At 59.2% G+C, this 25,681-nt stretch carries 19 protein-coding genes; 8 read left to right on the top strand and 11 right to left on the bottom strand.

Annotated features, from left to right (window positions below):
* Positions 1-62 precede the first annotated feature (62 nt).
* From JJD74_RS23695 to JJD74_RS23675, 5 genes are all read right to left on the bottom strand, one after another.
* Positions 63-1,889 (bottom strand): ABC transporter ATP-binding protein, encoded by a 1,827-nt coding sequence (locus JJD74_RS23695; RefSeq protein ID WP_200616950.1) that lies wholly within the window; start codon positions 1,887-1,889, stop codon positions 63-65.
* Positions 1,882-2,484, bottom strand: a complete 603-nt coding sequence (locus tag JJD74_RS23690) for a DsbA family protein (protein ID WP_181818512.1) — start codon at positions 2,482-2,484, stop codon at positions 1,882-1,884. Before JJD74_RS23690 ends, JJD74_RS23695 begins: the two co-directional genes overlap by 8 nt.
* Before the next feature lie 35 nt (positions 2,485-2,519).
* Positions 2,520-3,461, bottom strand: a complete 942-nt coding sequence (gene trhO, locus JJD74_RS23685) for an oxygen-dependent tRNA uridine(34) hydroxylase TrhO (protein ID WP_042560375.1) — start codon at positions 3,459-3,461, stop codon at positions 2,520-2,522.
* A 170-nt stretch (positions 3,462-3,631) separates the two neighbouring features.
* Complete coding sequence (locus JJD74_RS23680; RefSeq protein ID WP_047302463.1) at positions 3,632-3,931, bottom strand: BolA family protein; 300 nt, start codon at positions 3,929-3,931, stop codon at positions 3,632-3,634.
* Positions 3,932-3,943: 12 nt separating this feature from the next.
* Entirely contained in the window at positions 3,944-4,459 is a 516-nt protein-coding gene (locus tag JJD74_RS23675; protein ID WP_042560377.1) for a DUF2059 domain-containing protein, read from the bottom strand.
* 194 nt (positions 4,460-4,653) lie between these two features.
* Between JJD74_RS23675 and JJD74_RS23670 the strand changes: the two genes are divergently transcribed.
* A complete protein-coding gene (locus tag JJD74_RS23670; protein WP_200616949.1) occupies positions 4,654-6,048 on the top strand; it encodes a class II fumarate hydratase in 1,395 nt (464 codons plus the stop codon).
* An 87-nt stretch (positions 6,049-6,135) separates the two neighbouring features.
* Here JJD74_RS23670 and JJD74_RS23665 read toward each other — a convergent pair whose 3' ends face one another.
* Entirely contained in the window at positions 6,136-7,089 is a 954-nt protein-coding gene (locus JJD74_RS23665) for a DMT family transporter (RefSeq protein WP_047302466.1), read from the bottom strand.
* 213 nt (positions 7,090-7,302) lie between these two features.
* On the opposite strand from JJD74_RS23665, the gene JJD74_RS23660 reads away from it, so the two are divergent.
* Positions 7,303-7,497: a DUF6316 family protein gene (locus JJD74_RS23660; RefSeq protein ID WP_042560379.1), complete on the top strand. Its 195-nt coding sequence runs from the start codon at positions 7,303-7,305 to the stop codon at positions 7,495-7,497.
* A 111-nt stretch (positions 7,498-7,608) separates the two neighbouring features.
* On the opposite strand, the gene JJD74_RS23655 is transcribed toward JJD74_RS23660, so the two are convergent.
* A complete protein-coding gene (locus JJD74_RS23655) occupies positions 7,609-8,793 on the bottom strand; it encodes a thiolase family protein (RefSeq protein WP_200616948.1) in 1,185 nt (394 codons plus the stop codon).
* A 103-nt stretch (positions 8,794-8,896) separates the two neighbouring features.
* Positions 8,897-10,411, bottom strand: a complete 1,515-nt coding sequence (pap, locus tag JJD74_RS23650; protein WP_042560381.1) for a polyphosphate:AMP phosphotransferase — start codon at positions 10,409-10,411, stop codon at positions 8,897-8,899.
* A 196-nt stretch (positions 10,412-10,607) separates the two neighbouring features.
* On the opposite strand from pap, the gene mnmC reads away from it, so the two are divergent.
* Positions 10,608-12,587: a bifunctional tRNA (5-methylaminomethyl-2-thiouridine)(34)-methyltransferase MnmD/FAD-dependent 5-carboxymethylaminomethyl-2-thiouridine(34) oxidoreductase MnmC gene (gene mnmC, locus JJD74_RS23645; protein ID WP_200616947.1), complete on the top strand. Its 1,980-nt coding sequence runs from the start codon at positions 10,608-10,610 to the stop codon at positions 12,585-12,587.
* 3 nt (positions 12,588-12,590) lie between these two features.
* On the opposite strand, the gene JJD74_RS23640 is transcribed toward mnmC, so the two are convergent.
* Complete coding sequence (locus tag JJD74_RS23640) at positions 12,591-17,423, bottom strand: NEL-type E3 ubiquitin ligase domain-containing protein (RefSeq protein ID WP_200616946.1); 4,833 nt, start codon at positions 17,421-17,423, stop codon at positions 12,591-12,593.
* A gap of 251 nt (positions 17,424-17,674) precedes the next feature.
* Between JJD74_RS23640 and JJD74_RS23635 the strand changes: the two genes are divergently transcribed.
* The 5 genes from JJD74_RS23635 to JJD74_RS23615 all read left to right on the top strand — a co-directional run bounded on the left by JJD74_RS23635 (position 17,675) and on the right by JJD74_RS23615 (position 24,981).
* A complete protein-coding gene (locus tag JJD74_RS23635) occupies positions 17,675-19,450 on the top strand; it encodes a dermonecrotic toxin domain-containing protein (RefSeq protein WP_200616945.1) in 1,776 nt (591 codons plus the stop codon).
* A gap of 223 nt (positions 19,451-19,673) precedes the next feature.
* Positions 19,674-21,446, top strand: coding sequence for an N-acetylglutaminylglutamine amidotransferase (locus tag JJD74_RS23630; RefSeq protein WP_042560385.1), 1,773 nt, complete (start codon positions 19,674-19,676; stop codon positions 21,444-21,446).
* Positions 21,447-21,449: 3 nt separating this feature from the next.
* Positions 21,450-23,198, top strand: coding sequence for an N-acetylglutaminylglutamine synthetase (gene ngg, locus JJD74_RS23625; protein ID WP_200616944.1), 1,749 nt, complete (start codon positions 21,450-21,452; stop codon positions 23,196-23,198).
* 162 nt (positions 23,199-23,360) lie between these two features.
* Positions 23,361-24,551, top strand: a complete 1,191-nt coding sequence (locus tag JJD74_RS23620) for an osmoprotectant NAGGN system M42 family peptidase (protein ID WP_042560387.1) — start codon at positions 23,361-23,363, stop codon at positions 24,549-24,551.
* Positions 24,552-24,753: 202 nt separating this feature from the next.
* On the top strand, positions 24,754-24,981 hold the full coding sequence (locus tag JJD74_RS23615; RefSeq protein ID WP_003236706.1) for a YheU family protein: 228 nt from the start codon (positions 24,754-24,756) through the stop codon (positions 24,979-24,981).
* A 4-nt stretch (positions 24,982-24,985) separates the two neighbouring features.
* Here JJD74_RS23615 and csrA read toward each other — a convergent pair whose 3' ends face one another.
* Both csrA and JJD74_RS23605 read right to left on the bottom strand, forming a co-directional pair.
* Positions 24,986-25,171 (bottom strand): carbon storage regulator CsrA, encoded by a 186-nt coding sequence (csrA, locus tag JJD74_RS23610; RefSeq protein WP_047302530.1) that lies wholly within the window; start codon positions 25,169-25,171, stop codon positions 24,986-24,988.
* Positions 25,172-25,319: 148 nt separating this feature from the next.
* Positions 25,320-25,652, bottom strand: coding sequence for a YnfA family protein (locus JJD74_RS23605; RefSeq protein ID WP_003226957.1), 333 nt, complete (start codon positions 25,650-25,652; stop codon positions 25,320-25,322).
* Between the last annotated feature and the right edge of the window lie 29 nt (positions 25,653-25,681).

Here is a 25,681-nt window from a genome sequence, read left to right as displayed (position 1 = left end):
GGCTTTCCGAGCAGGTTTACTCAATGATATTCACACACTGAGGGCAAAAAAGGGCAAGAAACTCAGGGGCGCTGAATCTGCTGCAAATGACCATACAATTTGGCGTACAGCCCGCCGTCGGCAATCAACTGCTGGTGATCGCCATCTTCGGCCACTTGTCCGCCGTCGAATACCAGCACCCGATCAGCCTGCTTCACTGCCGATAACCGGTGCGCGATGATCAGCGTGGTGCGGCCATGTAGGAAACGCGCCATGGCTTGATGCAGGTTGTATTCGGTGGCGGCGTCGAGGGCCGAAGTGGCCTCGTCGAGGATCACCACTTTTGGCTCGGCGAGGATCATCCGTGCAATTGCCAGGCGCTGGCGCTGGCCACCAGACAAGCGCACGCCGGAACGGCCAACGATGCTGTCGAGTCCATCCGGCAAGGCGCGGATCGCGGGTTCGAGCTGAGCGATTTCCAGCGCCTGCCAGCAGGCTTCGTCGCTGCGCGTGCGGCCCATCGTCAAGTTGGCGCGTACGGTGTCATTGAACAGCGCCGGATGCTGCAACACCACCGCGACGTTTTCCCGAACCGTCTCCAGACCGATTTCCTGCTGGGTCGAACCGCCGAAGCGAATCGTCCCGGCCAGCGGCGTGTACAGCCCCAGAAGCAATTGCACCAGGGTGCTTTTACCACCGCCACTGGCGCCGACAATCGCGACTTTCTCACCGGGCGCGATGGACAGGTTCAACTGATCCAGCACCGGTTCATCGCCGTAACCGAAGCTCAGGCCTTGCACCTCGATGCCCACGGTATCGCGGCCCTTGAACGGATCGACGCCGCCCGGATACTGCGGCTCATCGGCCCGCGCCAGCAGTTCGTTGATCCGCGCCAGCGCCCCGCCCGCCGCGTAATAGGCGTATTGCAGGTTGAGCAGTTGCTCCACCGGGCCGATCATGAACCACAGGTAACTGAACACCGCGAGCATCTGGCCGATCGACAGGTCGGAGAACAGCACGGTGAGCATCGCCGCGGCGCGAAAGATGTCGATACCGAACTGGAACAGCAGGCCACTGGCACGGTTGGAGGCGTCGGTTTTCCATTGCGAGTTGATCGCGTAGTTACGCACCTCCTGCGCCCGCAAACCGAGCCGGCCGAGGAAGAAACCCTGACGGTTGCCCGCCCGCACTTCCTGAATCGAGTCGAGGGTTTCGCTCAGCGCCTGGGTGAAACGCGCGGTGCTGTCGTTCTCGAGTTTCTTCAGGTGTTTGACGCGTTTGCCCAACTGCACCGTGGCGTAGATCACCAAAGGGTTGAACAGCAGAATCAGCAGCGCCAGTTTCCAGTGCATCCACATCAGGATGCTCGCGGTGCCGACCAGCGTCAGCATCGCCACCAGAAACCGGCTGAGGGTTTCACCGACAAACTTGTCGAGGGTGTCGAGATCGGTGACCAGATGGGTGGTCACCGTGCCGCTGCCCAGACTTTCATATTCGGCGAGGGAAATACGCTTCAGCCGTTCGATCAAGCGCACGCGGATGCGATAGACGATGTCATTGGCCAAACGCGCAAACAGCCGCGACTGCAACACGCCAAAGCCCAACGCGCCGCAACGCAGGGTCAAGGTGACCACCAGCATCAGGCCGATATAGCCCGCCGCTTGCTGCCACATCGTCGGTAACAGGTGATTCATCACCTTCAGCGCCGCATCGCCGTGGCCAAGCAGGACTTCGTCCACCAGCAATGGCAGCAGCAACGGAATCGGCACGCTGCACAGCGTGGCCAGAACGGCGACGCCGTTGGCGATCCACAGGGATTTTTTGTGAGTGAGTGCCAGTCGCCGGACTTCTGCCCAGCTCAGCCGGTCGATACGCTTTGCGGCTGGCGTGTCATCGGCCCGGTCAGGCACAGGCTGCGCGCTCCAGCCATCGGCCCAGCAATGGCGACAGCTCACTGAGCGGTTGATAACCGTTGGTCAGCAATGCCAGCTGGCCGTTGCGTTCGGCGAGCAGCGTGGGGAAACCGGCGATGCCGAGATCCTGCACCCAGCTGAAATCGGCCTGAGTGGCTTTGTGTTGATCGGCATGGTCGAACAACGCAGCGAACTCGATGCGCGGCACGCCCGCCTGCTCCGCCAACTCGACCAGTACGCTGGCCTGAGTGACATCGCGACCTTCAGCGTAAAACGCCTGCTGGATAAGTCCGACCAGTTTCCACGCACAATCCGGCGCCAAGCTGCGTGCAGTGACAATCGCACGGCAGGCCGGCTCGGTGTCGTAGACAAAACCCTCGGGCAACGCACCGTCAAGCTTGAACGGCTGACCCGTGGCCTCGGTGACCGCTTGCCAGTGTTCAAGAATGTAGCGGCGGGTGGTCGGCTCCAGCGCCGAACCGCTGCCGGTGCGCAATCCGCCCACCACCAGATGCAGCTCGACCCCGGCTGCCTGCGCTTGCTCGACCAGTGCCTTGGCCACCGGAGCAAATCCCCAGCACCAGGAACACATCGGATCCATCACATAGAGCAGGCGCGCAGACATGGTTAAGCCTCGGTGGATGCTTGCTTGTAGTTAAAGCCGATCGGGTGCGGCTGGTTGCGGGCCTTGGCCAGTTCGATCTGCTTCTGCCGGTCGATGGCGCTGCGGCGAGTCTTCTCGCTCAGCGTGTTCCAGCAATGCGGGCAACTGATGCCAGCGACGTAGTGCTCGGAGGTGCGATCTTCAACGCTGACCGGTGTGCGGCAAGCATGACATTGATCGTAGTCGCCTTCGGTGAGGTCGTGGCGCACAGTCACCCGGTTGTCGAACACAAAGCAGTCGCCCTGCCACTTGGTTTCTTCCTGCGGCACCTCTTCGAGGTACTTCAGAATGCCGCCCTTTAGGTGGTAAACCTCTTCAAAGCCTTCGCCCAGCATGTAGCTCGATGCCTTTTCGCAGCGGATGCCACCGGTGCAGAACATTGCGACCTTCTTGTGCACGGCCGGGTCGAAGTGCGCTTTGATGTAGTCGGGGAATTCGCGAAAACTGGTGGTTTTCGGATCGATGGCGCCTTCGAATGTGCCGATCGACACTTCGTAATCGTTGCGCGTGTCGATCAACAGCACTTCAGGGTCGCTGATCAACGCGTTCCAGTCTTGCGGATCAACGTAGGTGCCGACCTTTTTGTTCGGGTCGACGCCGTCAACACCGAGGGTGACGATCTCTTTCTTCAGTTTGACCTTGGTGCGGTAGAACGGCTGCTCGTCGCAGTACGACTCTTTGTGGTCGATGTCGATCATGCGCGGGTCGTTCTTCAGCCAGGCGAGCAGGCCATCGATGCCTTCGCGAGTGCCGGAAACCGTGCCGTTGATGCCTTCTTCGGCAATCAGCAAGGTGCCTTTGATGCCGTTGTCGACCATCGCTTGCAGCAGCGGCTCGCGCAGGTTGACGTAATCTTCGAGGGTGACGAACTTATACAGTGCCGCCACGACAATCGGTTGTGTCATGGGTATTTCTCCAGGTGGCTACCCTCGTAAAGGGTGAACCGGATGCGAAAAAAAACGCGCCGGGTGAGCGGCGCGTTGCGGATTCTAGCAAAAAAGCAGCTTCGAGCGGCGAGCTTCCAGCGACAAGCCAAAACCTGTCCGCCATTGCCTTGCAGCTTACCGCTTGAAGCTTATCGCTGCTTTCCTCCGGCACAGGTTGGCGACGCGGGGGCGGCGCCAGTCTCTGCCCATTCCTGCGGGGTGTAGGTGTGCAGCGCCAACGCATGGAACTCGCCCATCAGCTCGCCGAGCGTGCCGTAGACTTTCTGGTGGCGCTTGACCCGGCTCAGCCCTTCGAACTGCGCGCTGACTACCACGGCCTTGTAGTGAGTCTGTAACCCACGACTGTGCATATGGCTTTCATCCAGCACTTGCAGATGCTCAGGCTGAAGTAGCGCCAGCGTGGATTCGATGCGTTGTTGCATGGTCATCACGAACTCCGCTTACTTCTTCTTGGCCGCAGGAGCTGCAGGGGCCAGCTCTTTGGTCATGTCTTCCAGCAGCTTGTTGACTACCGGCACGGCGCTTTCCAGCTTGGCCTGCGTCATCTGGGCCGATTGCTGAGTCAGCTGCGGCATTTTTTCCAGGACTTTCTTGCCCAGTGGCGACTTGTAGAAAGCGACGAGGTCCTTGAGTTCGGACTCGCTGAAGTTGGTGGTGTAGAGCTTGACCATGTCCGGCTTGAGCTTGTTCCAGCCGATGGCCTGGTCCAGCGCAGCGTTAGCCTTGGCCTGATAGGTTTCCAGCACGGCTTTCTTGGCTTCCGGGGCTTTGGTCTGCTCAAAACGCTGGGCAAACATTTGCTGTACTTGCATGTACACCGGGGTGCCCAGTTTGTCAGCGTGCGCCAGAGTCAGGAAAGCTTCGGCACTGGCGTTGTGGCTGGCGGTATCGGCGAGGGCCTGGCCGCTGGCGCAAACCAGGGCTACTGCGGTACAGATGGCACGAAGACGAGTCATCGAGTTTCCTTTTCAGCTAGGCGAGGTAAAACCCCAAGGGCGCCCATTCTGCGCCTAACATTCATCGCGGCTCAACCCCCAAAGCCTTGCCGCGCTTGATTGGCGGGGTTTTACCGGTCAACAATCGATTCGAGGGAACCACCAGGGCCGACACCGGCCTAAACTGCGCAAACAGACCAACAGGAGTGTGCACGATGAGCCGTATCGAAACCGACAGCCTGGGCCAGATCGAGGTCCCGGACGACGCATACTGGGGTGCTCAGACGCAACGCTCGCTGATCAACTTCGCCATTGGCCAGGAACGCATGCCGCTGCCGGTACTGCACGCCCTGGCCCTGATCAAGAAAGCCGCCGCGCGGGTCAACGACCGCAACGGTGACCTGCCCGCCGACATTGCCCGCCTGATCGAGCAGTCTGCCGACGAAGTCCTCGACGGCCAGCACGACGACCAGTTCCCGCTGGTGGTCTGGCAGACCGGCAGCGGCACTCAAAGCAACATGAACGTCAACGAAGTGATCGCCGGTCGTGCCAACGAACTGGCCGGCAATCCACGCGGCGGCAAGACCCCGGTCCACCCGAACGATCACGTCAATCGCTCGCAAAGCTCCAACGACTGCTTCCCCACTGCCATGAGCATCGCCACGGTCAAAGCCGTGCAAGAGCAGTTGCTGCCCTCGATTGCCGAGCTGTCAGGTGGCTTGGCTGAACTGGCAGCACGGCACATGAAACTGGTGAAAACCGGCCGCACGCACATGATGGACGCGACGCCGATTACCTTCGGTCAGGAATTGTCGGGCTTCATAGCGCAACTGGATTACGCCGAGCGAGCGATCCGCGCGGCACTGCCGGCGGTGTGTGAACTGGCGCAGGGCGGTACCGCCGTCGGTACCGGGCTGAATTCGCCGCACGGTTTTGGCGAGGCCATTGCGGCAGAGCTCGCTGCGTTGTCCGGCCTGCCCTTCATCACCGCGCCGAACAAATTTGCCGCGCTGGCCGGTCATGAACCGCTGACCAGTCTGTCCGGCGCGTTGAAAACCCTCGCCGTGGCCCTGATGAAAATCGCCAACGACCTGCGCTTGCTCGGCTCGGGCCCCCGCGCAGGTTTCGCTGAAGTGCGCTTGCCGGCCAACGAGCCGGGCAGCTCGATCATGCCGGGCAAGGTCAATCCGACCCAGTGCGAAGCGCTGTCGATGCTCGCCTGCCAGGTGCTGGGCAATGACGTGACGATCGGCATTGCCGCGAGCCAGGGCCACTTGCAGTTGAACGTGTACAAACCGGTGATCATCCACAACCTGCTGCAATCGATCCGCTTGCTCAGTGACGGTTGCAGCAACTTCCAGCAGCACTGCATCGCAGGACTCGAGCCGGATGCGCAGGTCATGGCCCAGCATCTGGAGCGCGGTCTGATGCTGGTGACGGCGTTGAACCCGCACATCGGTTATGACAAGTCCGCAGAAATCGCCAAGAAGGCTTATAGCGAAGGTCTGACCTTGCGCGAAGCGGCGCTGGAGTTGGGCTATCTGACTGATGAAGAGTTTGATGCCTGGGTGCGGCCGGAGAACATGATCGAGGCTGGCGCCAAGGGCTAGAAGCAAAAAGATCGCAGCCTGCGGCAGCTGCTACAGGGGAACGCATTCCAACTGTAGGAGCTGCCGCAGGCTGCGATCTTTTGACCTTCAAGCCATCCGCAGCCGCCGCGCCTTGAGCCCGGCAATCAACGAAGGCCCCAACGCCACCAGCGCCGAACCCAGCACCACCAGCACCGCCCCGCCATACCCAAGCGCATTGATCTGCTCGGCATGCACGTATTCCGGCCAGATCCCGGCCGCAATCGCCACCGCCACGAACGTCACCAACGGCGTGATCGCCAGCGTCGCACTGACCCGCGAAGCCTCCCAATGCGCCAGCGCTTCGGCAAACGCGCCGTAGGCAATCAGCGTGTTCATGCAGCACGCCAGCAGCAGCCAGCCCTGCACCGGGCTCAACTCAAGCGCTTCGAGTGGATGCACCCAGGGTGTCAGCAACAACGCGCAAAACAGGTAAATCACCATCATCACCTGCAACGAATTCCACACCGACAGCAATTGCTTCTGGCCCAAGGCGTAGAACGTCCACACGGTCGATGCCAACAGCACCAGCAATACGCCCGCGGTGTAATCCGATAATGAGGTCAGCAACTCCGCGAGCCGCTGATTGAAAAACAGCACAAAACCGATCAGCAACACCGCCAGGCCAATGCCCTGCCCGATGCTGAAACGCTCCTTGAACACAAACAGACTGGCGATCAGCAACATGATCGGGCCCATCTGCACCACCAGTTGCGCGGTGCCGGGGCTGAGCAGGTTAAGCCCCATCAGGTACAGCACGTAGTTGCCGACCAGCCCGAGCACCGCCATCAGCACCAGCCAGCCGCCCTTGGGCCCGAGCACTTTGCGGCTTGGCAGGCGCTTGACCGCGGCCAGGTAAATGAACAGGCAGCCGCCGGACACCAGCAGACGAAACCAGGTCACCGTGACCGGGTCCATCACCAGCAACACCTGTTTGAGTTTGATCGGCAGGATGCCCCACAGAAACGCCGTCAGCAGCGCCAGGAACAAACCGTAGGCCCAGCGCCCAGATGAAATGTGCATGCGAACCCCAAAGCCTGCTGACTGGAGCGCTCATTCTAGGCCTCGCGCCTGATGCAACACAGGGACAGTTAGAGCCGGGCCGCAAATGAAACTGTACAGGTCGCTGCATCAAGTTGACGCAACGCCGTTGATCGGCTGATCAGGCGGGCCAAGTGGTTCAGACATAAGCTCATTCGATCCAGCCCAAGCGTTGCATCAGCAGGGAGACCGATCATGTTAGGCATGCGCGCCCAAGACCCCGCCCCCGCCACGCACTTTCGCAGTGACCGAGTGTGTCGGGTCAATGGTGAACTGTTTTTCAGCACCCGGGAAAATACCCTTGAGGGGCCGTTTGACAGCCATGAGAAGGCTGAGCAGGAGATAAAGGCCTACATCGCGCGGATGCAACTTCAGGATTCCAACCGCTGATCCTTGGTGAATTCATTCGCGAGCAGGCTCGCTCCCACAGGGAACTGCATTCCAATGTGGGAGCGAACCTGCTCGCGAAAGCGGTAGATCATTCAACACATTTTTCTGCGTTTAAAGCACCGCCTCAAACAACCCCGTCGCTCCCATCCCGCCGCCCACGCACATGGTGACGATGCCGTAACGCAAGTTACGCCGCTGCAACTCCCGCACCAGATGCCCGACCTGCCGCGACCCGGTCATGCCGAACGGGTGGCCGATGGAAATCGAGCCGCCATTGACGTTGTATTTGTCGTTATCGATCTCCAGCCGATCACGGCTGTACAGGCACTGTGAAGCAAACGCCTCGTTCAACTCCCACAAGTCGATGTCAGCCACCTGCAAGCCCTTGGCCTTGAGCAGTTTCGGCACCGAGAAAACCGGGCCGATGCCCATCTCGTCCGGCTCGCAACCGGCCACGGTGAAACCGCGGAAAAACGCCTTCGGCTTGAGCCCCAGTTGCAGCGCCTTTTCCAGGCTCATCACCAGCGTCATCGACGCGCCGTCGGACAGTTGAGAGGAGTTGCCAGCCGTCACCGAACCATCGTCGGCGAACACTGGTTTCAGCCCGGCAAGGCTTTCATAAGTAGTGTCCGGACGGTTGCAGTCGTCGCGCTCGACGACGCCATCGAGGATCTGCACTTCGCCGCTGTTTTTGTCCTCGACGCGATACTTCACCGCCATCGGCACGATTTCATCGTCGAAAAAACCGGCCGCCTGGGCCTGAGCCGTACGCAACTGACTTTGCAGCGCGTAGCGATCCTGCGCCTCACGGCTGACGCCATAACGACGTGCAACCACTTCGGCGGTCTGGCCCATCGTGTAATAGATACCAGGCGTTTGTTGCTTGAGCAGCGGGTTGATCAGGTGATCGGTGTTAACGCTTTTCATCGTCAGGCTGATCGATTCGACGCCGCCCGCGACGATGATGTCGCTGCAGCCCGAGGCGATCTGGTTGGCGGCAATCGCAATAGCCTGCAAGCCCGAAGAGCAGAAACGATTGAGGGTCATGCCGGCGGTGCCGGTGCCCAGACGCGAGAGCACCGCGACGTTGCGACCGATGTTGTAGCCCTGCGCGCCCTCGTTGGAGCCGGCACCGACGATGCAATCCTCGACACTGGTCGGGTCGATGTCATTGCGTGTCAGCAGCGCGTTGACGCAATGAGCCGCCATGTCATCGGGACGGGTCTGGTTGAACTTGCCGCGAAAGGATTTGGCCAGGCCGGTCCGTACGCTGTCGACGATCACCACTTCACGCATGGCATACCTCATTGTTGTTATCGGTTGAGAGTGGACCTGAGCATAAGTCCACCCCATTACCGACCGCGACAATCATTCACCCCGCGTATGCGTGCCCATCGTTTCAGTCCTTGTGCTTTTTGGCCTTCTTGTCGGATTTCTCGAAGGCTTCTTCCAAAGCAAGGTTGATCGTGCGCAACACTTTGACCCGCGCCCAGCGCTTGTCATTGGCCTCGACCAGCGTCCACGGCGAGATTTCGGTGCTGGTGCGATCAACCATGTCGCCCACTGCGGTGCGATAGGCGTCCCACTTGTCGCGGTTGCGCCAGTCGTCTTCGGTGATCTTGAAGCGTTTGAAGGGAATCTCTTCACGCTCCTGGAAACGCTTCATTTGTGTGTCCTTGTCGATCGCCAACCAGAACTTGACCACGATCACGCCAGCATCGGCGAGCTGCTCTTCAAAGTCGTTGATCTCGCTGTAGGCGCGCAACCAGTCGGCCGGCGGGCAGAAACCCTCGATGCGCTCCACCAAAACCCGGCCGTACCACGAACGATCGAATACGGTGAACTTGCCCCGCGCCGGCAGATGCCGCCAGAAACGCCAAAGATACGGTTGCGCGCGTTCCTCTTCGGTCGGCGCGGCAATCGGCACGATGCCGTATTGGCGCGGATCGAGTGCCGCCGCTACCCGGCGAATCGCCCCGCCCTTGCCCGCCGCATCGTTACCTTCGAACACCGCCACCAAGGCGTGCCGACGCATGCGCTTGTCACGCATCAGCCCGGACAGCCGTGCCTGCTCGGTGATCAATTGTTCTTCGTAGTCTTTCTTTTCCAGGTGTTGGCTGAGGTCCAGGCTGTCGAGCAGGTTCAATTGATCGACCGCAGTGCCCAGCGGCGCGGCGCTGACTTCGTGAGGATGAACGTCCGGACGCTTCAGAGCAGCTTGCAAACCTTCAAGGAGAATCTTGCCCACCGCCAGACTGCGATAGTTGGCATCCGCGCCTTCGATGACGTGCCACGGCGCGTAGTCGCGGCTGGTGCGGCGCAGCACGCGCTCGCCGTATTTGACGAACTTGTCGTAGGTCTGCGATTGCTGCCAGTCCAGCGGGCTGATGCGCCAGCTGTGCAGCGGATCGTCGGCGAGGGCCTTGAGCCGCGCCTTCATCTGTTTTTTGGACAGGTGAAACCAGAACTTGAAGATCAGCGCGCCTTCATCGCAAAGCATCTTTTCCAGACGCTCGGCGCCGGCGATCGCCTGATCCAGCCGCGGGTCCTTGAACAAACCATGCACACGGCCCTGGAGCATCTGGCTGTACCAGTTGCCGAAGAAAATCCCCATCCGCCCCTTGGCCGGCAGCATCCGCCAGTAGCGCCACGCCGGTGGTCGCGCCAGCTCTTCATCCGTCTGCTGGTCGAAGGTGCGCACCTCGATCAGTCGCGGGTCCATCCACTCGTTGAGCAACTTGACCGTCTCGCCCTTGCCCGCGCCTTCGATGCCGTTAATCAACACGATTACCGGGAAACGCTTTTGCTGCTGCAATTCGAACTGGGCTTCGAGCAGTGCTTCACGCAGCGCAGGGACGGCAGCCTCGTAGGTGTCTTTGTCGATGGCATGACCGATTTCAGCGGATTCAAACATTGGACGGCTCCTTCCAGAATTCAGCAAGACTAGCGGATTGGGCACGGATACAGGGCACAAATTCCCACGCCACACAGACCTCCTGATTATGGAGGACCGCGATCTTCCGTGATTCCGTCAAGACGCTAATTGCCATGGATCAAGCGCCCTGCGCCTGATCGGCTAGAATGGCCGCCTTGTCGTTGCCGAGCCTGCCATGAAACCTGTATCGCCCCACGCCCAACTCGACTGGGATGAAAACGGACGCCCGCGTTCACGTGTCTTCGATGACGTGTACTTTTCCGATCAGTCGGGGCTCGATGAAACCCGTTATGTGTTCCTTGAGCAGAACCGTCTGGCTGAGCGTTTTGCGGCACTGCCGGCAGGTGGACGACTGGTTATCGGAGAAACCGGGTTCGGCACCGGGTTGAATTTTCTCTGCGCCTGGCAAGTGTTCGAACAGCATGCCGTGGCAGGTGCACAGCTGCATTTTGTCAGTGTCGAAAAGTACCCGCTGAGCCCGGCGGATCTGCACCGTGCTCTGGCCCTGTGGCCGGAACTCAAGCCGCTGGCCGAGCAGTTATTGAAGCATTACGTGGCCATTCATCAAGGCTTCCAGCGCATCACGCTGGCCGATGGTCGCGTCACACTGACACTGCTGATCGGCGATGCCCTTGAGCAATTGCCGCAGCTCGATGCCCAGGTCGATGCGTGGTTCCTCGACGGCTTCGCTCCGGCAAGAAACCCCGACATGTGGACGGCCGAACTGTTCGCCGAACTGGCACGTCTGGCGGCGCCCGGCTCGACCATCAGCACCTTCACCAGCACCGGTTGGGTGCGGCGCTTGCTCAATGCCGCCGGGTTCAAGATGAAGCGCACGCCGGGCATCGGCCACAAATGGGAAATCCTGCGTGGTGAGTTCCTCGGCTGGCCCGAAGGCGTTGCGCCGCCCGCTGCCGAGAAACCCTGGTTTGCGCGCCCGAGGCCATTGACCGGTGAGCGGCGAGCCTTGGTGATCGGCGCAGGTCTGGCCGGCTGCGCCACGGCGGCCAGCCTCGCGTCACGCGGCTGGCAAGTGAGTTTGCTGGAGCGTCATGCTGGCGTTGCGCAAGAAGCGTCGGGCAATCCGCAGGGCGTGCTGTATTTGAAACTGTCTGCCCATGGCACCGCGCTGTCGCAACTGATCGTCAGCGGTTTCGGCTACACCCGACGCCTGCTTGAAACACTGCAACGCGGCACCGACTGGGACGATTGCGGCGTGCTGCAACTGGCGTTCAACACCAAGGAAGCCGAACGCCACGCGCAATTGGCCGCTGCGTTCCCCGAAGATCTGTTGCAGTGGCTCGAACAGCCCGAGGCGCAAACCCGCGCCGGTGTCGGTCTGGCCCATGGCGGCTTGTACTATCCCGAAGGGGGTTGGGTGCATCCGCCCGCGTTGTGCCAGGCACAAGCGACGCACCCGAAGATCAAATTGCTCAGCCATCAGGAAGCTGTCGAACTGCGCAGGGTCGATGACCAGTGGCAAGCCTTCGACGGTGACCATTTGCTCGCCAGCGCGCCGGTCGTGGTGCTGGCCGGCGCTGCCGAGATCAAGCGTTTCGCCCAAAGCGCCGAGTTACCGCTCAAGCGCATTCGCGGGCAGATCACCCGTTTGGCGCAGACCGGACAAAGTCAGGCGCTGTCCACCGTGGTGTGCGCCGAAGGCTACGTTGCGCCCGCGCGGCTGGGCGAACATACCCTCGGCGCCAGCTTCGATTTCAATAGCGATGACCTGACCCCGACCACCGCCGAACACCTGGGCAATCTGGCGATGCTTGAAGAGATCTCCAGCGATCTGGTTGCCCGTCTGGCCATCAACGAACTCAATGCTGAAGACCTTGAGGGGCGCGCAGCCTTTCGTTGCACCAGTCCGGATTATTTGCCGATTGTCGGCCCGCTCGCCGACCGTGAAGCCTTCACTCAGGCGTATGCCGCGCTGAGCAAGGATGCCCGGCAAGTGCCGGACATCGCCTGCCCGTGGCTCGACGGTCTGTATGTCAACAGCGGCCACGGCTCGCGCGGGCTGATCACCGCGCCGCTGTCGGGTGAGCTGCTCGCCGCGTGGCTGGACAATGAGCCGTTGCCGGTGCCACGCAGCGTGGCCGAGGCCTGTCATCCCAATCGTTTTGCGTTACGCCAACTGATTCGCGGCAAATGACCGTTACACCTCGGGCATCGCACAGATGCCCAGATCCACCAGGCGTATCGCGTCGATGGTCAGGCGCTTGAGCAACGCTTCTTCGGCCTGCTCGCGCTTGAGCTTGATCGCGTCCATCTGGGTCAGGTAGTCGGCGGAGGAAGGCTTGCTCTCCCTTTCGAACAGCTTTTCCATGGCCGGCATGAAAACCTCATCGATGCGGGCGAATTGTCGGGGAATTGTTCGCTTGAGGTAGTCGCACCAGAACGGCTGGCGCACCATGAAAGTCAGCCATTCCGAAGACAGTTCCGCGGTAATCACCCTGTCCTTCGCCACGCTCAGATCCGCTTCAGTTACCTGGCCCAATCCGCTGAACAGCATGTGCCCCGGCTGGCCCGGGAGCTCCAGTTCTTCAGCAAGCCCGATACGATATGCCAGGGTTACCTCCAGCGGATCGGCAGCCGTGTGGGTGAGCGCATGTTCACGGGCAATCTGATCCAGTTTGTCCAGCCGAAACAGGCCCCGGCCAAGAGCAAGTAAAGGTTTTACGCTGTTCCCCCCCTTCGCCAGCCGCTTCACGCGACTCACCTCCACGGCAACTTCGAGATTGCTGAAGTTCACCGCAGCACTGTCAGTGCAATTGATCGGGTTGGCGGCCAGACTCAGGACCTGTTCACCGAGAGCCTCATCGGATTCAGCGGCCTCCAGCACCTCCCAGACCCGACGCTGCATATCTTCATTGACCCGCTGCGAGTCGGCTGTATTGCCCAGTTCTGCCATTAAATGAAACAAGCCCTCGGCCCGCGGGTCATCATTGAATGCAGACCAGATCCGGTCACGTCGCGCCCATTCTTCACCCGCGCCCTCGTTGAACCACAATGCTCGCGCCTGCTGCTCGTCCAGACGCGCTATATCGTTCTCCAGAAAACCCATGCCGATGCCTATCTTATTTCGGTAGTCCTGCAAATGCGTGCGGCTGCTCAACGACAGGGGGTTACCTCGCAGATCCAGTGCCCTGCTAAAACGTCGCGATGTGCTGAACAACCAATTGGGCAAAACCTTGATTGCGTTATCACGCAGATCCACCCACTCCAGCGACGGCAGGCGCGCCAGGCCAAGGGGTAATTCGGTGGCGCCAGTCTCGCGCAGGGTCAGGCAATGCAGGTCGAACATATTGCTCACGTTCGGCGTTGCCCCCAGCGGGTTGCCATTGAGGTTCAAGCTTTGCAGATCTCGCAGGTAGCTCAACTTCGCCAAGGTGTACTCAGTCAACTTGATCTGGTTGTTGGCCAGGCTCAAGCGCCGGAGATTGGGCATGTGCGAAAGCACTTCAGGCAAACGGGAGAGATTGTTACTGTCCAGCTCCAGCGACTCGACATGGGTGAAGGACTTGAGGAACGAAGTAATGTTGTCACCCTGATCCATGTTTTGCAGCGACAGCTTCTTTATATGATCGAAGTTCAACTCGGCGGGTAATTCGGGCAATCGCCCAACACGAAGCCCGTCAAGACCCAACACATAACGGGATATCCCACTTTCATCGGTCGCCTGAAAGATCCGCCGAAAACTGTCTTCGATCAATTCGGCGGTATACCAACGGCTGCGCTGCACCTCAAGCGGCTCGCCGCCCAGCGCCTTAATGTCCGCCTGATCATTGCTCCAGAGCTCCAGCACATCGCGCAGTTGCTCCAGGTCACGACGCAGCGCCCGCACTCGGGTCGCCCGGGTCAGCAGGTCGTCGCCCAGTTGCTCGAGAAATGTATGGGCCTGCGCCTCAGAGAATAGCGGGTAGAGCTTTCTGACCTTGCGCAGCAACGCACGCGGATGAGCCGTCGTCGCTGGCGCAGGATCGCCCTGAAGGCAGGCAGGTTCAATGATCCTCGGCGCAAGCTTGCCGTCGGCCAATATCTGCGCGCAGGTCTCACGTTCATCCAGCCCGACATCGAGCAATTTTGCGCGCAGCCGCGCACTGTCGGCGGCTACAGGGTCAGGAAACCCGGCCCCCAGGCGCTGGCGCGGTGGCAGTGCCTTGAGGATAGCGGCATAGAGGCTGTCGGGGCCTATCGCAACACGACCGAGGGATTTGCCGTCGCCGGCGAACGCTTCATAGCCCGCGCTGGACTTGACCAGCGTGCACGTATTCAAAAGTGGCGCCGACTCATCGCCGATCGCTTCCAGAACCGGCCCGGTCAATCTCCTGTCACGCACCGTCAGACGCAGCCCCGCATCCCAGCCACTCAATCGAGGCAACAACTGGATGGCCAGTTTTTCACTGTCGGGATTAGCGACCTGCGGCACATGGAATCCGCTCAGCGCGCGATCTACTCGCACCGCGGCCATGCCACTGCGGACTTTTCTTCCCAGGCGCAGAGACACCCGCCCGGTCGTTCGCAAATGTACACGGTCGACACTCGACGCCTGATCAATCAGACGCTGGGCATAACGCGCCGGGATGTCTGCAAATACGCGACGCAACTTCCCCACTTCGTCAGCATCACTCTGGTCATAGCGTTGATACATGCGGTCGAAAACCCTACGACGATCAGCCTTGAAACTCGCCCCCAGCTTGCGCGCCAATGCCTCTCGCTCGCGCCCGACGCTGACCTTGGCTCCGAGCAATGTTTCGACCTCTCTCGGATGCAGCCCCTTGATCACAGTCTCAAGCAGCCGCCCTTCCTGCAGCTGTGCCTGGCTGACCACCACACTCAGCGCAGCGTCATGGGGAGCGTTGGACGGATAGGTCGCGCTGACAACACCTTCGGCATCGGTGACTTCGATGTAACGATCTGTGGGCCAGCTGCGCAGTTTCGGCAAGTCGTGCAGTTGTTCTGGCAAGGGCTGGCCGGAATGAGTCTCGCCGTTCTCCAGTTCGCGGATCAGTTGATCCAGTTGCCGCTCGATCCGCATGCGTTCCACGGTGTCGCGCAACCGGGGGGACAACGCAAGATTATCGATATAGGCGCGGTTCAACTCGTCATGGGTGCAGCCGCCAAGTCGCCGCATCACGTCCAGATCCTTGTCGACGAATTCACTCAGCCGTGGATCGATGTGTTTGAGGGTGTAGGGTGCGCTGTTCCATTGTTCGGGATCTTCAGCCGGAAGTCGCCAGCCTCCCTCAAGGTGTTGGTCCAGCAACGGGGCATATGCCTGGGCGCGTACAGGGTGTTCGAGTTGCCAGCGCTTCGTGGCCGGGTCGAATACCCCGGACAGTACCTGGTGATCGACACGACCAACGCTTTTGTCGCGAATCTGATACAGCTCCACGGCGTCCTCCGCCACCGTGAACCCTGCGGGCAGTTGATGCTCGTAAGCCTCAAGAGCAGGTTTCCACAATCGCGGCTGACCCTTCGGATCGAGAATGGCGGTGAACTGGCCGAAAAACTCCGGATGGGCTCGCCGTAATTTTCGTGCCAATGTCCCCAACACCTTCTGCCCCCCGACAAAGACGCCCATCAGCGCAATGTTTTCCGCGACGCTGAGCAGGTGCGCCAGCGCAGCCTGATGATCGCCCCGTTGCCAGTCCTCGACCCCCTCGTACACCTGCGCCAGCAGTTGCCCGACCGCAACGCCCATCATCAACTGCCCGACAACGGGAACGAAAAAACCCGCAGCCGTGGCCACCGTCACACCCAGTTCGAGAAAATCGAGCAGGCGTTTTTTGCGCACGTCTTCGTCAATATCAGCCGTCGGCACGGCGAGTTTGCGCGCGTCGATCTGAAACTTGCCTACATGGCTTTGCACCATGAATTCGAACAGCGGGAGGCTGATCGACAACTGCCTGATGTGCCCCAGATCGGCGGTCTTGGCCAACGTCTTGAAGAAGTCCGCCTTGTCATCTTCGTCAAGGCTGTTGGCCAGGTATTGCTGATAGCTTTTCTCGCTCATTTTTTGCGTGAGGTACTGCTTGAACGCGGTAAAACTCGCGTACTCGTACAACGGGCGCTCGGGCTCGTTTGCCATGTACACCAGGCACCATTCGTCCGGATACAACTCGAACGAACGCTCGGAAAACACCACGACGCCCCAGATGCAACTGTCGAGTATCTCGATGCCTTGCATGATCAGCGGACGATTCTTGTAATGCAGGGTTTTCGCAGATATCACACCGTCAGCGGTAATCAGCCTTTGCACCGTTTGCAAGGTTGCCGAGGTGATGTGTTGCCTGAGCACGGCCAGATGCGTGTCCATTTGCAACAGGTGTTTTTTCATCGTAGCGATGTCGCGGGTCATGGGACTGGTTGCCATCACCTTGCCTGCGCTGTCGACGAGGCCGAACACTTTTTGAAAATGCTCCTGGTAACGTTTACCCAGATCCAGCTCACGGCAGAATTTTGCAAACGCCGCCGGCGTCAAACCGGCCACCCCCGAGGGCGCACTTACCACTCGCACCTGGCTGCCGGGAGGATAATCGTCAGTCTCTTCGTCCTTGGTGAAGCTCTGCATCGCAGCTTGCAGCAAGGTCTGAGTGATATGCGGGTAGGTCTCGATACCCGCGTCGTCGGTCGATGTCGGCGAGCAACCGCATTCGCCCCCCGGCAGACTAAACAGATCTTTTTCAACATCAAAAACCGCCGGCCACCTGCTGCTCAGTGCGCTGGTCAATTCGCTGATACAGAAACCATGCAAGGGTTTGAGCTGGCGCAAATCCTTTTCGACCTTGAGCTGAACGGTGTAAAGGTCGCGGGCGGTTTGATCGAGTGCGACCAATGCAGTGGCCGAGCCTTTGAGCAATAGGTCAGGCAGGCTTTTTTGCAATGCTTCGGCGCTGTCCAGATCACCGGTGGCTTCGAGCAAGACACCTATAACTTTGCTCTGAACAGGCGGCTGCGGGCCGGAGTTTTCCGTTTCGGTTTTCATGGCAATAATCCTTTATTGCTGGTTGGAGCCAATAAACCTATCGACTTGAAACCAAATTACAACCCGACAATAACGATATATCGCAGATACATCATATGCAGCATAAAACAACAACACTCGTGCACTACATATCTATATCAAGCTTTCAAAGTCTTGCACAAACACACCCTAAAACCATTCAATATTGAAGTTATATTTATCCACGAAACATCCGTAGGCTAGCTCCACACCCAATAGATGAGCTTTCCTACATGACATCACCGACAGACAACTCGACAAATAACAATCACGCCCATGAAGTCGTCAACAACGCTTTCGAAAAAATCACCGTTCAGGACATGACAACGCCTTTAGCAAACTTCCTGGCCACATCTCTGGAAAACTTTGGACCTTCGCACAAAAGCAAGATTGATGAATATCGTGCGGCACTGGAGGAGGCGTTTGTTCTTCAGAACGCTGTCGACCAATCACTTTCAACACTCGAGACACCCAGCGTCTTCTGCAAGCGAAAGCTCAACATGATGATGCGAACTAAATACCCGGCCTGGGTCACCTCCAAACACAAAATCAAGCTCAAACCGAAAGCTTCCACGGATGATGCGGATTACAGTATTACCTTGCTGCAGGCTGCGATGTTGAACTTCACGGACACCGAAGCCGCCGCCGATTACTACTCAAGTGATAGCGAAATCGTGCTCAATCCTCAGGACGCGTCTGATGACGATATTTCCAAGGAGAAAATCACCGCCCAGGAATTTTCTGCGCTGAGCCGCAGCCTTGATCTAGGCAACGAATACCAGAAAATGATCGAGGAAAAGTTCAATACTGCGCAAGCCCGAGCAGATGCCGTGCAACTGGCCACGCTCAACATGAAATTGGCGGCATACACCAAATTCTTCAGCAAGGATATCGATGAAGAAACCTGGTCGACGCTAAAGAACCTGACAGATAAAAAAGTCGACACTGCCAATGGTAGCGCCCCTGAAAAAGTACGCATCCTGTTTTACAGCGTTCAACTTTTAGGCAAGTACGACACCAACACAGTCATGCTGATAGTGAGCAAAGACGACCCGACGAAAAACCAGTACATATTATATGTCCCCAATGACAGGGGCCCGGGCTTTTATGTGTACAACAGCCCGGATGATTTTCGTCAGAAGTTTGAATACCTACTGCAAAACGACACACCTCTGCCAAAATTTTTAGCATCCCGGATGAACCTTGTTGACCAAGCGGCCTGCCTGGCTGAACTAAAGGAATTACAGAAAGCAAAGAATACCGGCACAGTTGACAGGAAAGAACGGAGCGTAGAGACCATCGATTTGTCCGGCAGGGAATATGTAACGCTGACAAAGTTGAAGGCCGAAAACCTGTTCGCCCATATTGCCACCCTGAACCTGAATACATTTATAACCGATACCAAACGAATTGCCGTTCCCGTCAATGAAGTCAATCTGCCAACCCATGCCAATCGGCGTGCAAATAGTCATTTGCACCCACGCCCGCCGGTGTCCGAACAACTCACTTATTCCTTTCGCATGCGCCTGCGGTCGTCCCCTGTGGATGCTCTGCTAAGCGAATTGTTTACCGGGATAGAAGAATGGACAGTTGAAGAAAAAAAGAAGGGACTGCTGCAATTGCTGGAGCTGAAGGAGTTGCGAAATCAGCAGCCCACGTCCTCTTCTGCCGAAGACGAAGAAAACTCCGATGCTCAAACCCGGTTACCGGATTACTTCAACGCGTTCGAGCTGGTAGGCAACCGTGAAAACACACGCCTTTTTCTATGGAAACGCGATCTGGCCGGTTACCAGCAACGAGACGTTGTGGCAAGCCGACTGAAGACTTCAGGGCAACCTTATGAAGACGGAGCGCAGATCCTGCTCTTCAACAGCAGGTACTTTATCTGGATCAAGGACAGCGCCTATGAAGTGAAGCCAAGCCTCCTGGGTTGGCGAGTGGTCCACCCATTCAATAAAAGCGCTTATCGCCCGTACGTCATGTACCGAGGTTGGGAGTTGGCTAAATAAGCGTCCACCGCACAGGTCGGGCGACTCGTCGAACACAAACCATGACCTGAGCAGGATCGCACACGCGCCAGGCCCGAGCGGTGGCTGCCGTTTGTCTCAACGGGATGCTTATAACTTATCGTTCTAAAACTCCACATACCGGGGCGGGTCAGTTTCTGAGTACCCGCCCTTTGGCGAGGTAGCGTTTGACCCCCTCCCCAACGGAAAAACCGGTAAGGATTTTATGTGTGGATTAGCTGGCGAGTTACGTTTTGATCATCAACCTGCAGACCTTGCAGCCATTGAGAGAATCACCCATCACCTGGCCCCTCGCGGCCCTGACGCGTGGGGTTTCCATGCCCAAGGGCCGATTGCCCTGGGCCATCGTCGCCTGAAAATCATGGACCTGTCGGACGGCTCGGCGCAGCCGATGATCGACAGTCAACTGGGTTTGTCCTTGGCCTTCAACGGCGCGATCTACAACTTTCCGGAACTGCGCGCTGAACTCGAAGCACTGGGTTATGCCTTCTATTCCGGTGGCGACACCGAAGTATTGCTCAAGGGTTATCACGCTTGGGGCGAAGCACTGCTGCCCAAACTCAACGGCATGTTTGCGTTCGCCATTTGGGAGCGCGATGCGCAGCGTCTGTTCATCGCCCGTGACCGTCTCGGCGTGAAGCCGCTGTACCTGTCGCGCACCGGCCAGCGCTTGCGTTTCGCCTCTGCACTGCCGGCGCTGCTCAAGGGTGGCGACATCAACCCGATCCTCGATCCGGTAGCGCTCAACCACTATCTGAATTTCCACGCCGTGGTGCCCGCGCCACGCACCCTGCTGGCCGGCATCGAGAAACTGCCGCCAGCGACCTGGATGCGTGTTGAAGCCGACGGCACCACCGAGCAGAAAACCTGGTGGACCCTGCCTTATGGCCCACACGAGGACGAGAAAAACCTCAACCTCGAAGACTGGGTCGACCGCGTGCTCGACAGCACCCGCGAAGCCGTGGCAATTCGTCAACGTGCGGCGGTGGATGTCGGTGTGTTGCTGTCCGGCGGCGTCGATTCGAGCATGCTCGTAGGCCTGCTGCGTGAAGTCGGTGTGGAAAACCTGTCGACCTTCTCTATCGGTTTTCAGGATGCCGGTGGCGAGCGCGGCGACGAGTTCCAGTATTCCGATCTGATCGCCAAGCACTACGGCACCCAGCATCACCAACTGCGCATCGACGAGAAAGAGATCATCGAACAACTGCCCGCCGCGTTCCGCGCGATGAGCGAACCGATGGTCAGTCATGACTGCATCGCGTTCTATCTGCTGTCCCGCGAAGTGGCCAAGCATTGCAAGGTTGTGCAGAGCGGTCAGGGTGCCGATGAGTTGTTCGCCGGTTACCACTGGTATCCGCAGGTGGATGGCGCAGCCGACCCGTATGCGGCGTATCGCAATGCATTTTTCGACCGTAGCTACGACGACTACGCAGCCACTGTGCAACCGAAATGGCTGACCGCCAATGACGCTGCCGGCGACTTCGTCAAAGAACATTTCGCCCAGCCCGGTGCTGACGCCGCCGTGGACAAAGCCCTGCGCCTGGACAGCACGGTGATGCTGGTCGATGACCCGGTCAAACGTGTCGACAACATGACCATGGCCTGGGGTCTGGAGGCGCGCACGCCGTTCCTCGACTATCGACTGGTTGAACTCTCGGCCCGTGTGCCAGGCAAGTTCAAGCTGCCCGATGGCGGCAAGCAAGTACTGAAGGAAGCTGCGCGACGAGTCATTCCAAGTGAAGTGATCGACCGCAAGAAAGGCTATTTCCCGGTGCCTGGCCTCAAGCATTTGCAAGGTGACACGTTGAGCTGGGTGCGCGAACTGCTGCTCGATCCAAGTCAGGATCGCGGCCTGTTCAACCCGGCCATGCTCGACAAATTGCTGACTGATCCGCAAGGCCAACTGACCCCATTGCGCGGCTCGAAGCTGTGGCAACTGGCAGCCCTGAACCTGTGGCTCAGTGAACAAGGAATCTGATTGATGAAACCTCACGCCACAGCCATTAACCAACGCCTGCTACGCGGCCAGACACCGTCGTATGAACGATTACAGGCGCGTCTGGCTGAAGACGGCAGCGAACTCAACACCGCCCCGATTGCCGTGCATTGCGGCTGGGGCCGGTTGCTGATCGGTCACACGTTTCCCGACCCTGCGTCATTGGCCCAGGAACTGCTCAACGAGCAGCCGGGCGAGCGTGATATCGCCCTGTACGTCGCCGCGCCGCAGCAGATTCTTGGCCTCGAACCGACGCAGTTATTCCTCGACCCGTCCGACACGCTGCGCCTGTGGTTCAGCGACTATCGCCCCGCCACTCGCGTGTTTCGTGGCTTTCGCATTCGTCGTGCGCAAAGCGAAGCGGACTGGCGGGCGATCAATCAGCTGTACCAGGCGCGCGGCATGTTGCCGATCGACGCCGCGCTGCTGACCCCGCGTCATGAGGGCGGCCCGGTGTACTGGCTGGCCGAGGACGAGGACAGCGGCGCGGTGATCGGCAGCGTCATGGGCCTGAATCATTGCAAGGCGTTCAACGATCCGGAAAACGGCAGCAGTCTCTGGTGCCTGGCAGTTGATCCACAGTGCTCGCGGCCCGGAGTCGGCGAAGTGCTGGTGCGACACTTGGTCGAGCACTTCATGAGTCGCGGCTTGAGCTACCTGGATCTGTCGGTACTGCACGACAACCGCCAAGCGAAAAGCCTCTACGCCAAACTCGGTTTCCGCAACCTGTCGACCTTTGCAATCAAGCGCAAGAACGGCATCAATCAACCGCTGTTTCTCGGCCCGGGTCCTGAAGCGCAGTTCAATCCGTATGCGCGGATCATCGTCGAAGAAGCTCATCGGCGTGGCATCGATGTGCAAGTGGATGACGCCGACGCCGGGCTGTTCACTCTCAGTCACGGCGGGCGCCGCGTACGCTGCCGCGAATCGCTGAGCGACCTGACCAGCGCGATCAGCATGAGCCTGTGCCAGGACAAAAGCCTGACCCACAAAGTGCTGAAGGCCGCCGGGCTGAAACTGCCGTCGCAGCAGCTGGCAGGCAACGCTGACGACAATCTGGAGTTTCTTGATGAGCATCAGCGGGTGGTGGTCAAACCGCTCGACGGTGAACAGGGTCAGGGGGTGGCCGTGGATTTGCAGAGCATCGAAGAGGTGCAGCAGGCCATCGAAACAGCGAAGCAGTTTGACAGCCGTGTGCTGTTGGAGAGCTTTCACGAAGGTCTGGATCTGCGGATTCTGGTGATCGGTTTTGAAGTGGTGGCGGCAGCCATTCGTCGACCGGCCGAAGTGATCGGTGACGGTCAGCATTCGATTGGTGCGCTGATTGAAGCCCAGAGCCGACGCCGGCAAGCGGCCACAGGCGGCGAAAGCAAAATCCCGCTGGACCATGAAACCCAGCGCACGCTGCATGCGGCGGGTTACGACTACAGCAGCATCTTGCCGGCCGGCGAGCATTTGTTCGTAAGACGCACGGCAAATCTGCACACCGGCGGCACACTGGAAGACGTCACGGCGATTCTGCATCCAACGCTGGTCGACGCAGCAGTGCGGGCGGCGCGGGCGCTGGACATTCCGATGGTCGGCCTCGATCTGATGGTGCCGGCGGCGGATCAGCCGGACTACGTGTTTATAGAAGCCAACGAACGGGCCGGTCTCGCCAACCATGAGCCGCAACCCACGGCTGAACGCTTTGTGGATTTGTTGTTTCCGCACAGTCAGCCGGTTGTTTCCTGAATCTGCTTTGTCTGGTCTGACGCCATCGCTGGCAAGCCAGCTCCCACATGTGACCGCATTCCCCTGTGGGAGCTGGCTTGCCAGCGATGAGGGCCTGACAAGCGACGCAAACTCTCCCTCCTCATCGAAACCATCGATGTGCTCAACCCATCAGGAGTTTCCATGACCCTCCAAACCCCCGAACCGGATCTCAACTATCTGCAAAAAGTACTGCTGGAAATGCTCGCCATTCCCAGCCCCACCGGGTTTACCGACACCATCGTGCGCTATGTTGCCGAACGTCTGGAAGAACTCGGCATTCCGTTCGAGATGACCCGACGCGGCACCATTCGCGCGACGCTCAAAGGTAAAAAGAACAGCCCCGACCGCGCCGTTTCCGCGCACCTGGACACCATCGGTGCCGCGGTCCGTGCGGTCAAAGATAACGGTCGGTTGACGCTCGCACCGGTCGGCTGCTGGTCGAGCCGTTTTGCCGAGGGCAGTCGCGTCAGCCTGTTCACCGACAACGGTGTGATTCGCGGCAGCGTGTTACCGCTGATGGCCTCCGGGCATGCGTTCAATACCGCCGTTGACGAGATGCCGATCAGTTGGGATCACGTCGAACTGCGCCTGGACGCCTACTGCGCAACCCGGGCCGATTGCGAGTCGCTGGGCATCAATGTCGGCGACGTGGTGGCGTTCGATCCATTGCCGGAATTCACCGAAAGCGGCCACATCAGCGCCCGCCACCTTGATGACAAGGCTGGCGTCGCAGCGCTGCTGGCGGCACTCAAAGCCATCGTCGACAGCGGTCAGGAACTGATGATCGACTGTCATCCGCTGTTCACCATCACCGAGGAAACCGGCAGCGGTGCAGCGGCGGCCTTACCATGGGACGTCAGTGAGTTTGTCGGCATCGACATCGCACCGGTCGCGCCGGGGCAGCACTCCAGCGAACACGCCGTGAGTGTGGCGATGCAGGATTCCGGCGGGCCGTACGACTATCACCTGTCGCGGCACCTGCTGCGCCTGGCCGGTGAAAACGAGTTGCCGGTGCGCCGTGATCTGTTCCGTTATTACTTCAGCGACGCGCATTCGGCGGTGACCGCCGGCCACGACATCCGCACAGCTCTGCTCGCCTTTGGCTGCGATGCGACTCACGGCTATGAGCGTACGCACATCGACAGCCTGGCAGCGCTGAGCCGCTTGCTCGGAGCGTATATCCTGAGCCCGCCGGTATTTGCCAGCGACGCGGCGCCGGCGAATGCTTCGCTGGACCGCTTCAGTCATCAGATCGAGCACGACACGCAGATGGAAAGCGATACGCGGGTGCCACCAGTGGACAGTCTGGTGGGGCAGCGTTCAGACAATTGATCCAGATGTTGTAGTGCGATGACTGACCCCATCGCTGGCCAGCCAGCTCCCACCGTTATTTGGGTGGAACACAACTTTTGCGTACAGCATCAATCCCTGTGAGAGCTGGCTGGCCGGCGATGGGGCCGGCCAAGACAACACAAAACTGGCAGGCGAAGATCAATCGCCGTAGCATCGCGACATTGATTTAGCCGAGGTGCCCATGCTCATCCCTTACGACGCTCTTGAAGTCGACACCCTCACCCGCCTGATCGAAGATTTCGTCACCCGCGACGGTACCGACAACGGCGACGACACTCCGCTGGAAACCCGTGTTCTGCGTGTGCGTCAGGCGCTGACCAAGGGCCAGGCATTGATTGTTTTTGATCCCGACAGCGAGCAGTGCCAGTTGATGCTCAAGCATGACGTGCCCAAGCATCTGTTTGACTGAAACCTCAACGGGCCTTTTCCAGGGCCTGTTTGCGCTGGATCCGCTCGTAGACTTCCGCGCGATGCACATTGACCTTCTTGGGTGCCTCGACGCCAAAGCGCACACTTGCACCGTTCACTGACAGAACGCGCACGGTGATGTCGTCACCAATTGAAATCAACTCACCAACGACACGGCTGAGTACAAGCATGAGATTCGTCCTTCAGGGTTAGCAAGCAATGAAGATGCGCGGCTTACGGCGCCGGTTCAATGCATCGCGGGCAAATCAGTAATGCCCTACAACCCTTCAGCGCGCCGCCCTTCAGACGTTTCCCGCAAATTGTTAAACAGCCCTCATCTCAAGCAGCAGAAAAGCGCGGCCCGAACAGAATCACACTGGCACCGATCACGCACAGTGCCACGCCGATCCAGTCCGACCCCAATGGCCGAACCCGCTCGACCACGGCCAGCCAACCAATGGACGCCACGATGTAGATCCCGCCGTAAGCGGCATAGGCACGCCCGGCGTAGGCCGCTTCAACGCGCGTCAACAACAGCGCAAACAACGTCAGGCTGAGCAGCGCCGGGATTACCCACAGCGCACTTTTGCCCTGACGCAGCCACATGAAGAAGGCGAAACAACCGGCGATTTCAAATAATGCCGCGAGGAAGAACCACAAGTAATTGAGCATATCGCGTCTCGACAGGGTGACCATTGCGG

This window comes from Pseudomonas sp. MF6776 (assembly GCF_016613125.1).
GTDB classification, from domain to species: Bacteria; Pseudomonadota; Gammaproteobacteria; order Pseudomonadales; family Pseudomonadaceae; genus Aquipseudomonas; species Aquipseudomonas iridis.
Note: the sequence above shows the minus strand (reverse complement) of the source record. Positions and strands in the feature narration are given on the sequence as shown.

Bases quoted from the DNA above. Each gene is read 5' to 3' on its own strand.
- JJD74_RS23665 (WP_047302466.1), bottom strand. From the start codon at position 7,089: ATGCACATTTCATCTGGGCGCTGGGCCTACGGTTTGTTCCTGGCGCTG.
- JJD74_RS23660 (WP_042560379.1), top strand. From the start codon at position 7,303: ATGTTAGGCATGCGCGCCCAAGACCCCGCCCCCGCCACGCACTTTCGC.
- trhO (WP_042560375.1), bottom strand. From the start codon at position 3,461: ATGACACAACCGATTGTCGTGGCGGCACTGTATAAGTTCGTCACCCTC.
- JJD74_RS23680 (WP_047302463.1), bottom strand. From the start codon at position 3,931: ATGACCATGCAACAACGCATCGAATCCACGCTGGCGCTACTTCAGCCT.
- JJD74_RS23620 (WP_042560387.1), top strand. From the start codon at position 23,361: ATGACCCTCCAAACCCCCGAACCGGATCTCAACTATCTGCAAAAAGTA.
- JJD74_RS23655 (WP_200616948.1), bottom strand. From the start codon at position 8,793: ATGCGTGAAGTGGTGATCGTCGACAGCGTACGGACCGGCCTGGCCAAA.
- JJD74_RS23615 (WP_003236706.1), top strand. From the start codon at position 24,754: ATGCTCATCCCTTACGACGCTCTTGAAGTCGACACCCTCACCCGCCTG.
- pap (WP_042560381.1), bottom strand. From the start codon at position 10,411: ATGTTTGAATCCGCTGAAATCGGTCATGCCATCGACAAAGACACCTAC.
- JJD74_RS23635 (WP_200616945.1), top strand. From the start codon at position 17,675: ATGACATCACCGACAGACAACTCGACAAATAACAATCACGCCCATGAA.
- JJD74_RS23690 (WP_181818512.1), bottom strand. From the start codon at position 2,484: ATGTGTTCCTGGTGCTGGGGATTTGCTCCGGTGGCCAAGGCACTGGTC.
- JJD74_RS23605 (WP_003226957.1), bottom strand. From the start codon at position 25,652: ATGCTCAATTACTTGTGGTTCTTCCTCGCGGCATTATTTGAAATCGCC.
- JJD74_RS23640 (WP_200616946.1), bottom strand. From the start codon at position 17,423: ATGAAAACCGAAACGGAAAACTCCGGCCCGCAGCCGCCTGTTCAGAGC.
- JJD74_RS23675 (WP_042560377.1), bottom strand. From the start codon at position 4,459: ATGACTCGTCTTCGTGCCATCTGTACCGCAGTAGCCCTGGTTTGCGCC.
- csrA (WP_047302530.1), bottom strand. From the start codon at position 25,171: ATGCTTGTACTCAGCCGTGTCGTTGGTGAGTTGATTTCAATTGGTGAC.
- JJD74_RS23670 (WP_200616949.1), top strand. From the start codon at position 4,654: ATGAGCCGTATCGAAACCGACAGCCTGGGCCAGATCGAGGTCCCGGAC.
- JJD74_RS23630 (WP_042560385.1), top strand. From the start codon at position 19,674: ATGTGTGGATTAGCTGGCGAGTTACGTTTTGATCATCAACCTGCAGAC.
- mnmC (WP_200616947.1), top strand. From the start codon at position 10,608: ATGAAACCTGTATCGCCCCACGCCCAACTCGACTGGGATGAAAACGGA.
- ngg (WP_200616944.1), top strand. From the start codon at position 21,450: ATGAAACCTCACGCCACAGCCATTAACCAACGCCTGCTACGCGGCCAG.